Source organism: Bradyrhizobium erythrophlei (assembly GCF_042430365.1).
In the GTDB taxonomy this organism is placed as follows: domain Bacteria; phylum Pseudomonadota; class Alphaproteobacteria; order Rhizobiales; family Xanthobacteraceae; genus Bradyrhizobium; species Bradyrhizobium erythrophlei.
On the sequence record NZ_JBHMET010000025.1, the window covers coordinates 1 to 2821 of the forward strand.

Here is a 2821-nt window from a genome sequence, read left to right on the forward strand (position 1 = left end):
TGACATATGGCCCGTTACAGAAGCGGAAGTTGACGGACAGCCGGGTGTTGCAGAGGGCGACGCGAATGACCCATCTCAGAACTGGACGGCTAGCGGAGCTTGCGGCCCTTGAACGAGCCCGGGTATCGTTGAAGCGTCGGGAAAGAGTGGATCTTAGGTTCGCCGTATGAGCTGTGTCTTCTGCAAAATAATTGCCCGGCAACTTCCCGGTTACATCATAGCGGAGGATGAAGACACGATAGTCTTTGTTTCTCTGGAGGGTCACCCGATTGTTGCCCCTAAAGAACATATCGCAGATATCTTTGGTCTAAATGACAGACTTGCCGCAACGATCACGAAAACCGCAAGGAAAGTGGCGCGCGCAACCAAGGAAGGGTTAGCCGCCGATGGAATCTACATAACGCAAACGAACGGATTGGCTGCCGGACAGAGCGTGTTTCACTATCACATGCATGTCTATCCAAAGTGGAGTGATGGCCGTCGATTGGATCGCGATCATGAGTCAAGAAAAACAACAATGGAGAAAGTGCGAGCTCTCTTGCAAAGTCAGAACTGACCAGAGTGACTCTCGCGCTGCGGACGGAATGTCAACTTGTGATGCTGTGGACGGCTCGTCCACCGGTACGTTGAGTGCCAGATGAATGTGGGCGCTGCTGAGGCCGCCGCGCTTCTGAGCCCGCATTCCCCGGATGACGCACTGATTTCCGCAATACTCACGGCGATTCAGATATAGGCATCAGCACAGAGTGCGTCCCAATGCCAGGGAAAATGGCCAGATCAGACCCTCGGCCACCGCTCGTGCTGCCCGACGTGCCGGTCGCCGTCCGCATCTCGCGTCGGTCTTGTAGGACGGCCAGAAAAGCGCAAGAATACACGCCAGTTTGGGAGTCATCTGGGGAAACCCGGTTTAGACCAAGGATAGCACCCGATGGCTATTGCAGCGACGGCTATCGCGAACACACTCATCCCGATTCCCGACCCCGAGGTACTGGCACGCCAGCTCTCCGGTAAGCTCCTTATCGATGGAACGCTAACCCCGGCCATCTCGGGAAAGACGTTCCCGGTGGTCAATCCCGCCACGGGAAAGCCGATCGCCGAGGCCGCCCTTGGCGAGAAATCGGATGTCGATGCCGCTGTCGCTTCGGCGGCAAAGGCGCAGATCGGTTGGGCGAAGCTCACCGCCCGCCAGCGCGGCAAGGCGATCGCCGATTGCGGCAAGCTGCTCAGCGAGCACGTCGAGGAACTCGGGCGCCTCATCGCACTCGAGACCGGCAAGGCTCTGCGGACGGAATCGCGCGTCGAGGCTAATGTGCTGGCCGATGTGTTTGTGTTCTATGGCGGCCTCGGCTCGGAGCTCAAGGGTGAGACCGTCCCGTTCAACAACGACATGCTAACGGTGACGGTGCGCGAGCCGATCGGCGTCGTCGGCGCGATCATCCCGTGGAACGTGCCGATGATGCTCATGGCGCTCAAGATCGCGCCTGCCATGGTTGCCGGCAACTCGGTGGTGGTAAAATCGGCGGAGGAAGCACCGCTGGCAGTCTTGCGCACCTGCGAGATCATGAATCAGGTTCTGCCGCCTGGAGTGTTCAATATTCTGTCGGGCTACGGGCCGGAATGCGGCGCGCCGCTGGTCGCGCATCCGAACGTCGGCAAGGTGGCGTTCACCGGATCCGTCGACACCGGCAAGATTGTCTACAAGACGGCGGCCGAGAAGCTCATCACGGTGACACTTGAGCTCGGCGGCAAGAGCCCGATGATTGTGATGCCCGATGCCGATGTCGAGCGGGCCGTTGCTGGTGCGATCGTCGGCATGCGCTTCACGCGTCAAGGCCAGAGCTGCACCGCAGCGAGCCGCATCTTCGTTCACGAGAAGGTGCACGACGAGTTCGTCACCAAGCTCAAGGCGCAGGTCGACGCGATGAAAATGGGTGACCCGCTCGACGAGCAGACGGACATCGGAACGATCATCTCCAGGCAGCAATACGAGAAAGTCAGCTCGTACATCAAACTTGGCGAGGAGACGCCGGGCGCCACGGCGCATGAGTGCTCGACGATGCCCACTGATCCGCGCCTCAAGGATGGGCTGTTCGTGCGGCCGGTGATCTTCACCGGAATCACCAACGCGAGCCGCGTGGCGCGCGAGGAAATCTTCGGTCCGGTCACGTGCGTCATCAAGTGGCGGGACTACGAGGAAGTGATCGACGCGGCCAACGACAGCGAGTACGGCCTCGCCGCGACGGTGTGGACGAGGGATCTTAAGACGGCCCTCGATGCGACGCGCCGTCTGCAGGCCGGATTTGTGCAGGTGAATCAGAACATCGTCGTGCAGCCCGGCCTGTCCTACGGTGGCGTTAAACAGTCTGGTCTCGGGAAGGAGGCGACGCTCGAGGCGATGCTCGATCATTTCACTCAGAAGAAGACCATTATTTTCAACATAGCGTGAGGGTGGGCCGCGCCGGCCTTGTTGGTCGGTGTCAGCCCCGAGCGTACAATCGACGGCCATGAGAACAAGATCTCCGCTCTCGTCGCCACAAGTCGGCTATCTCAAGCAGGTCTGCGGTTCAACATCGCCGGCGCTGGAGCATGGCCGCTAAAACTAGACCGACATAGACATGGCGCTTCGGCGCTGAGGAGTCTTCGATTTGACGAGCGCTTGATGTCGCTTATTGGCCCCTTCGCGACATATTGCACCGCCACAAGACCTCGGTCGCGAACGGCGCATAGCGGAAGTTGACGAAAGCCGAGTGGTGCAGAGGCCTTGACCCGAATGTATGGTCCGGCCGTGCGGTGCAAGAGGTTTTCGTCGATCCGGCAGATA

At 59.6% G+C, this 2821-nt stretch carries 2 protein-coding genes; both read left to right on the top strand.

The genetic code is table 11. The annotated features are described in order from the left end of the window. The first annotated feature begins 166 nt into the window (after window positions 1–166). Entirely contained in the window at window positions 167–556 is a 390-nt protein-coding gene (locus ACFFWD_RS03230; protein ID WP_376961391.1) for an HIT family protein, read from the top strand. 372 nt (window positions 557–928) lie between these two features. Then, on the top strand, window positions 929–2446 hold the full coding sequence (locus tag ACFFWD_RS03235; RefSeq protein ID WP_376961393.1) for an aldehyde dehydrogenase family protein: 1518 nt from the start codon (window positions 929–931) through the stop codon (window positions 2444–2446). Window positions 2447–2821 lie beyond the last annotated feature (375 nt).